This is a genomic window from Pseudonocardia sp. DR1-2, from assembly GCF_023717215.1.
Taxonomy (GTDB): Bacteria; Actinomycetota; Actinomycetes; order Mycobacteriales; family Pseudonocardiaceae; genus Pseudonocardia; species Pseudonocardia alni.
Genome location: NZ_JAMQOF010000004.1, coordinates 704731 through 712109, shown reverse-complemented (window position 1 = coordinate 712109; position 7379 = coordinate 704731). Strand labels below are relative to the sequence as shown.

The following is a 7379-nucleotide window of genomic DNA, read 5'->3' as shown; positions in this document are numbered from 1 at the left end:
TCCGGGGTCGCTGGTCAGGGCGTGCCGCTCCCCCGGCGGAGTCGGGGGCCGCATCCGGTCCTGCTGGTGGGCCGGCCGCACCTCGCACCCCTTTCTGCGATCTCGCACCCTCTGCTGGGGCTGCGAGGTCGCAGAAACATGTGCGGCGTGCGAAACGGCTCGGTCGTCACGGTGCCCGGACAGCGTTGTGTGCGTCGCGGGGCCCGTCGGGCGCCGCCGGGCACGTTCATCGGGGTGCGGCGCCCGGCTCGTGGTGGCCGGACGGTTCCGCCACCGGCGTCCGTGACATCGACGGCACGTGGCCTACGACGGACCGTGTCGGGGCGTCCCGCTGGTCGCCGGAGCTCGATGCCGTGCGATCGAGAGCCCGCGTCCGGTGCGCGAGGGAGCAGGAGGCGTCGGGCGGGCGATGCGGGCCGCTCCGATCAGGCAGCGGGGTCCGTCTCCGGTCGGCAGGGGACAGGTGAGGTGACGACGCGATCCGTGCGGCCGCGGTGTCACCGCCCCGGGACTCCGGCCACGGAGACGGACACATCGGGGTGGGAGAAGCACACCCGACCGACAGTCGTCGTCGCCGGACCGGGTCGGAACGACCGGTCATCCCCAACGGGCACGTTTGTCCACAGGCTCCGAAGTGACCTCGTCGACGGGGCGTCGGCGGGTGAAGCTCATGGGGACAACGCACCCCAGAGCCTCGGAGGATCCGATGAGCGACAACACCGCCACCATCGTCGGCAACCTGACCCGCACCCCCGTCCTGCGCTACACCGCGAACAGCATCCCGGTCACCGACCTCACGGTCGCGGTCAACCACCGTCGCAAGGACCCGATGACCGAGCAGTGGCACGACGTCGCGTGCACCTACTACACGGTGACGTGCTGGCGGACCCTGGCCGAGCACGCGGTGCGGACGTTCGAGAAGGGGCACCGCGTCATCGTCATCGGCCGGATGTACGTCGAGGAGTGGACGGGCCGGGAAGGCGACGTGCGACAGAGCATCCGGATCGAGCCGTCCAGCGTCGGACTCGACATCCGCTTCTCCCCGGCGGCCGTCGCGCCCCGTCCGTCGGTGTCACAGGGCCCGTCGGTGCCGCAGGCCCGGGACACCGACGACACCGCCACGCGGTGGGGCGCCCCGCCCGTCGAGGAACCGGACCACGACGGGTACGACGACGCCCCGGACGAAGCCGAGAGCGCGGAGCTCGACGAGCTCGCGAGGCTGGCGACCGCACCGGCCTCGAGCGGCTGAGCGGGCCCGATCTACCATCGCATCGTGGCGGATCTGATTTACACGATGCGGAACGTGCGTAAGGCGCACGGCGACAAGGTCATCCTGGAGAACGCGTCGATCAGCTTCCTGCCGGGGGCGAAGATCGGCGTCGTGGGCCCCAACGGCGCCGGGAAGTCGACCGTCCTCAAGATCATGGCAGGGCTGGAGAACGCGAACAACGGCGACGCCTTCCTCAAGCCCGGGGCGACGGTCGGCATCCTCCAGCAGGAGCCCCCGCTCAACGAGGAGAAGACCGTCCTCGGGAACGTCGAGGAGGGCCTCGGCGACGTGAAGGTCAAGCTCGACCGGTACAACGCGATCGCCGAAGAGATGGCGACCAACTACACCGACGAGCTGATGGAGGAGATGGGCCAGCTCCAGGAGGAGCTCGACCACGCCGACGCGTGGGAGATCGACTCCCAGCTCGAGCAGGCGATGGACGCACTGCGTTGCCCGCCCGGGGATGCCGAGGTCACCCACCTCTCCGGTGGTGAGCGCCGGCGCGTCGCGCTGTGCAAGCTGCTGCTGTCCCAGCCCGACCTTCTTCTGCTCGACGAGCCCACCAACCACCTCGACGCCGAGAGCGTCCTGTGGCTCGAGCAGTTCCTCGCGAACTACCCGGGCGCCGTCCTCGCGGTCACCCACGACCGGTACTTCCTGGACAACGTCGCGGGCTGGATCCTCGAGCTCGACCGCGGACGCACCTTCCCCTACGAGGGCAACTACTCCACCTACCTGGAGAAGAAGGGCGAGCGCCTCGCCGTCCAGGGCAAGAAGGACGCGAAGCTCCAGAAGCGCCTGAAGGAGGAGCTGGCCTGGGTCCGCTCCAACCCCAAGGCCCGCCAGGCGAAGAGCCGCTCGCGGCTCGACCGCTACGAGGAGATGGCGACCGAGGCCGAGCGGCACAAGAAGCTCGACTTCGAGGAGATCCAGATCCCGCCGGGCCCGCGCCTGGGCAGCCAGGTCGTCGAGGTCTCCCACCTCGACAAGGGTTTCGACGGTCGCCAGCTGATCAAGGATCTCTCCTTCACGCTGCCGCGCAACGGCATCGTCGGCGTGATCGGTCCGAACGGTGTCGGTAAGACGACGCTGTTCAAGACGATCGTCGGTCTGGAGCACCCGGACTCCGGCGAGGTCAAGATCGGCGACACGGTCAAGCTGTCCTACGTCGACCAGAACCGCGGCGGGATCGACCCGAAGAAGACCGTCTTCGAGGTGGTCTCCGACGGGCTCGACTACATCCAGGTCGGCAACACCGAGATGCCGTCGCGCGCCTACGTCGCGGCGTTCGGCTTCAAGGGCCCGGACCAGCAGAAGCCGGCCGGGGTCCTGTCCGGTGGTGAGCGCAACCGCCTCAACCTGGCGCTGACGCTCAAGCAGGGTGGCAACCTGATCCTGCTCGACGAGCCGACGAACGACCTGGACGTCGAGACCCTCGGTTCGCTGGAGAACGCGCTCGAGCAGTTCCCCGGCTGCGCCGTGGTCATCTCCCACGACCGCTGGTTCCTCGACCGGACCTGCACGCACATCCTGGCGTGGGAGGGCACGGACGAGAACCCGGCGGAGTGGTTCTGGTTCGAGGGCAACTTCGAGGCCTACGAGAAGAACAAGGTGGAGCGGCTCGGCGCGGAGGCGGCGCGACCGCACCGGGTCACCCACCGTAAGCTCACCCGCGACTGATCACCGCCCGGTCCGGACCTCCCCATCCGGTCGGGCCGGTCCCCGGCGACGGGTGACCGGCTCCCTCGGGAGGTCCGGACGGTGGTGTCACTCACGGGAGGCGATGTGACGTTCGACCTGCAAGGTCGGGTCGCCGGCGCGACGACGGCCGAGCTGCGCACGGCGGCGGCCCTGCGCTGGCAGCGGCCCCTGCTCACCGCGGAACTGGCCGAGCAGGCGTGCGCGCGAGCTGTCGCGGACGGTGACGATCTGCGCTGGCTGCAGGCCGCGGGCTGGCTGCTCGACGGCCACGCCGCCGGTGGGGACGCCCGCGACGTCGCCACCGCCGTCGTCGCCGGGGTGACGGGTCGTGTCACCCCGGGTGACAGCACGGTCCCCGTGCCCCTCCGCGCGCCCGGTACCGAGGTCCTCACCCGCCCCGAGGGCGCCCGTCTGCGGGTGGAGCTGGCCGGGGTCGCCCAGGCCGACGGAGAGCTCGAGGCGGCTCGGGCACTCGTCGTCGGCCTGCCGGACGACGCCCCCGGCGAGGACCCGGGGCTGCTGCGCCTCGACCGGCTCGCGGTCGAGGTGCGCTGCGCACTCGCCGGCGCCTCCGCCGCCGAGCTCGAGCGGCTGCGCAGCGACGTCGACGCCTGCGGCTCCGGCTTCGGTGGCGAACCCGCGGCGTACGCGGACCTCGTCGTCGGGTCGGTGCACCGGGCCCGGCGCGAACACGATGCCGCCGTGGACCGCGCGTTGCGCGGTCTGGCCCAGCTCGGATGGACACCGGAACGACCCGGGTCCCGCCCGCTGTCGACCCACCTCGCCGCGGCACTGCTCAGCCAGTGGATCACTGCGCTGCTCGACTCCGGGTACGTCCCGCCCGACGCGGTCGCCGCGGCCGCCGTGCAGCGCGATGCGGAGGACGCCGGTCGGCAGGGTGTGCTGCTGCGGCTCACGCTGGCCCGGGTGCAGGCGGGACGCGCGGACCACGCGGCCCGCGCGCTGGTCGAGGCCGCCGACGGCGCCGAGGAGGCGGGTGTCCCCGCGCTGGTCGCGGCCTGCCGAACCGCCCAGTCCGAGCTGCACGAGGGCTCGGGCCGGTACCGCGAGGCCCTCGAGACGATGCGCGCCGCGATGGAGGCCGACCAGGTCGACCGTGACCGCGGGACGCGCTTCCGTGCCGCGGTGGCGGCGTTGCTGCCGCTCGCCGCCGTCCGCACCAGCACCACCGAGCGACCCACCCCGTTCCCGCGCACGGGCGGATCGCCGGCCGTACCGGCCGCGACCGGAGGCACTGTCGCCGGTGCTCCGACGGGCGGACCCGGTGCCGGTGACCGGGACGGCTCCGGTCGCAGTACGCCGGAGACAGGGTTCGCCACGTCCCGCTCCGGCAGCGGGGAGTCGTCCTCCGGCGCGGACCAGCGGGACGGAGACGCCCCGCCCGCCGGGACGCCCGTCGAGGAACGCGAGGTCGGTGCCGGGACCGACCGACCCGCCGGGTTGGAACGACCCGCCGGAACCGGCGACACCGGGCTCGACCGCGAGCGCCCGACCGACGATCGGCCCGCAGACGATCTTCTCACCGCCACGGGGAGCAGGAACGGTCGCTCGGACGGAGCCGGAGCCGGGGCCGGGGACGACCGTCCGGCCGGGCCCGGGGATGACGGCGCCACGGGAGTCGGGGCCCCGAACGGCCGTCCGGCGAACGACCTCCCCGCGCCCGGACGTTTCCCGGTGCGCTGGGCGCCGTCCGAGAGCCTGCTCCTGGACCCCGGCACCAGGAACGGCGCCGGTACCGCCGACCCGTCGCCGGACGACCGGACCGTGGGCCGATCCACCGGCGCGCACCGGAACGGTCACCGTCCCGGCGAGGCCGCCCTCGCGGCGGATGCGTCGTCGGCGACCGGTACGCCGGGCAGGACGGACACCGCCGGTACGCCGGACAGTGCGAACGCCGCAGGGTCGGCCGACCGGGCGCCGGACGACACGACGGACGCCGGAGGTCGACGACCCGCGGGCATCGATCCCGCCGACCCGCTGGGCGTCTCCGGGCTCCTCGCGGACGGCCCGGCGCCCACCGCACCCCGGGACCCCTCGTGGACCGGCCCGTCGTGGACCCCCGACGCGGCAGGCGGTTCGCCGCTCGCCGACGCCCTCCTGGCCGAGTGGCGTGCCCCCGAGCCGCCCGCGGCCACGCACCGCATCGGGTCCCACGGCCCGACCGCCGCCGTCCCGCGGAACGGAGCACGGCACGATGCGGCCCACCGGCCCGGCGACGGCCACGGGGCCGGCCCGGCAGGCGGGCCAGGTCCCGTCGACGGTCACCGGAACGGGGCTCCCGCGCCGGAGCCGGCCGTCGCCGCCGAGCGGGCTGCGACTGAGCCGGCCGCCGTCGCCGAGCGGGCTGCGACTGAGCCGGCCGCCGTCGCCGAGCGGGCTGCGGGCGAGCCGACCGCCGTCGCCGGGCGGGCTGCGGGCGAGCCGAACCCCGCCGAGGCCGACCCGAGGTCCGATCGGGCGAGCGCGCGCGCCGCGGCCCGTGTCGGGGACAGCGGCCCGGCCGCGGCACCGACGGCCCCTGCGGCCCCGACGGGGCCACCCGGTACGGCGGAGCGGTCGATCGTCCTCGACCTCGTCGACGGCGACCTCGAGACCGTCACCGGCACGGCGGCGGTGGGGGCCCTGCACGACGTGGTCACCCGGGCCCGCCGGCTGGTTCCGCCGTCCGGAACCACACGTCGCGACGACGACACGGTGCGGGTCACCCTGCCCGACGTCGATCACGTCACCGTCCTGCTCTGGGCGCGGTCGCTCGCGACGCACCTCGGCGGCCGCGTGCGCCGGGGCGGGCTGCCGGCGGGGACGTCCCTGCGGATGCAGGCCGTCGGACCGCACGGTGTCGAGGGCGACGAGATCGTCACCGAGCTGACCGGGCCGGACACGCCGGCGCCCCTCCCCGAGGGGCCCTCGGCCCGGGCCGGCGGGCAGTCCGGCGCCGCGCAGACCGGGGACGCGGGATCGGGTGCCGGCGAGCCGGCGGCCGCCCCGGAGCCGGTCGCGGGGCCGGCGCTGGCGACGCCGCTGGACCTGTCCGGCGAGCGAGCGGCCCGAGGTGGGCGGCGACGGGCCGCCGGCGACGGGACGGCGTCGTTGACCGCCGTCGGTCTCACCGTCCGGCCCGGGAGCGGTGGGCGGCGGCGCTCCGACGGAGCCCTCCGGGACCCGGCGGCCCGTGACCGGACCGTCCGGCACCGGGCCGCCCACGACTCCGGTGCCCGCGAGCGTGACCCCGGACATCCCGCCGCGCCACACCCCTCCGCCCGCGACAAAGCCCGCGACGAGGCGCGCGACGAGACCCGCGACGAGGTGGGCAGCGACCCCGCCGGGCCGGTGAGGGACGAGTCGTCGCGGGTGTGGGGCGGTTCCGCCCCGGCGGACCCCACGCCGGTGCCGGACCCGCTGGACACCCGGTTCGCGCTGCCCCCGGAACCGGACCGGCGCCTCGCCGAGGCGGTCCGGGCCCACCTCGACCTCCCCGGGCCGGATGGCGCAGCCTCCCGCCTCGACGGCCCGGCCCGGGAACGTTCCGGGCTGCCGGTGCGGTGGTCCGGGGTCGACGACGGAGCGGGGGAGTCAGCGCTGCCGCGTCGTCGTGGGCGGGACGCCACCCCACCGGCCGATGACGGAGACGGCGGGGCCGCCGGTCTGTTCGACGGGGGCGGGACCACGTCCGCAGGCGGCCACCGTGCGTCCGGCGAGCCCGACGGCAGTGGCGTGGGCGCGGGGACCTGGACGGTGCGTACCGCGACCGGACCGACCGTGGTGCGGGGCGCGGCGGCCGTCGTCGCCCCGGCGACCGGTGACGCTGCCGCGGGCGGTGACGCTGCCATGAGCAGAGACGTTGCCGCGACCGGTGACGCTGCCGCGGGCGGTGACGCCGCCGTGAGCGGTGACGCCGCCGCGGGCGGTGACGACGAACCGTCGACCGGCGCCGTCCCCACACCGACGACGGATCTACGACCCGCCGGGAACCGACCGGACGCAGGCGGGCGGGCGCCGGACGCCGGCACCGCGACCCGACGCGCTCGCTCCCGCCGAGCGGTCCCCGCGGACGGACCGGTGCCGTCGGACACCGCGACACGGGGGGACGGCCCGGCCACGAGGGACGAGCCGCCGACCTCCCCGCGTGACGACGCCCCGGCCGCGACGCGGGACGGCGCGTCACCGGTCACGCCCGGACGGCAGGACAGCGCTGCCGACGCCCCGGGGACGACGCCGTCACCGGCCGACGGCACACCGGCCGCGGCGGCCCCGTCCGACCCCGCCGGCATCCCCGAGGACATGGGCCTCGCCGATCTCCTCGCCGGGGCCCTCGCGGCCTACCGCGAGATCTGACCGGCCGCCGGGAACCGCTCGCCCGGTCGTCGCGGACGCGGCCGTCCCGGTC

Annotated in this window: 3 protein-coding genes; all 3 read left to right on the top strand. The window is 75.3% G+C overall.

The window, feature by feature from the left end; translation table 11 throughout:
- The first annotated feature begins 706 nt into the window (after nucleotides 1-706).
- Nucleotides 707-1249 (top strand): single-stranded DNA-binding protein, encoded by a 543-nt coding sequence (locus ND486_RS15645; protein ID WP_251784894.1) that lies wholly within the window; start codon nucleotides 707-709, stop codon nucleotides 1247-1249.
- A gap of 24 nt (nucleotides 1250-1273) precedes the next feature.
- Nucleotides 1274-2950: an energy-dependent translational throttle protein EttA gene (gene ettA, locus ND486_RS15640; protein WP_208826435.1), complete on the top strand. Its 1677-nt coding sequence runs from the start codon at nucleotides 1274-1276 to the stop codon at nucleotides 2948-2950.
- Nucleotides 2951-3055: 105 nt separating this feature from the next.
- Nucleotides 3056-7327, top strand: coding sequence for a hypothetical protein (locus tag ND486_RS15635; protein WP_251784893.1), 4272 nt, complete (start codon nucleotides 3056-3058; stop codon nucleotides 7325-7327).
- The last annotated feature ends 52 nt before the right edge of the window (nucleotides 7328-7379 follow it).